The sequence below is a fragment of the Bacteriovorax sp. DB6_IX genome, from assembly GCF_000447775.1.
Lineage (GTDB): Bacteria > Bdellovibrionota > Bacteriovoracia > Bacteriovoracales > Bacteriovoracaceae > Halobacteriovorax_A.
The window spans coordinates 1-231 of the sequence record NZ_AUNJ01000353.1 but is presented as its reverse complement, the minus strand read 5'-3'; the positions used below and the strand labels follow the sequence as shown (position 1 = coordinate 231).

The following is a 231-nucleotide window of genomic DNA, read 5'->3' as shown; positions in this document are numbered from 1 at the left end:
ACTCTTTCAATTTCTTTGGAATATTTGTCCAATTCTCCATATCAACTTCAAACTTCACATAGATCCATGAGAATAGTTGATCAGCAACAAATGGCTTAAAGCCAGCGGCCTTAAGGTTTTCCTTAAGAGCAGGAAGACTAAAAGAATAGAGAGACGGTTTTTCAAAAATTGGTTTCATAATCTGGCAAATGTAATCCTATAACATCATAATTGCAATGACTTAGGTAATAA

General features: G+C 33.8%; 1 pseudogene. It reads right to left on the bottom strand.

Annotation, left to right across the window (positions count from 1 at the left end):
• Positions 1 to 178 (bottom strand): annotated as a pseudogene (locus tag M901_RS18420) (23S rRNA (adenine(2503)-C(2))-methyltransferase RlmN); the annotation flags it as partial.
• Between the last annotated feature and the right edge of the window lie 53 nt (positions 179 to 231).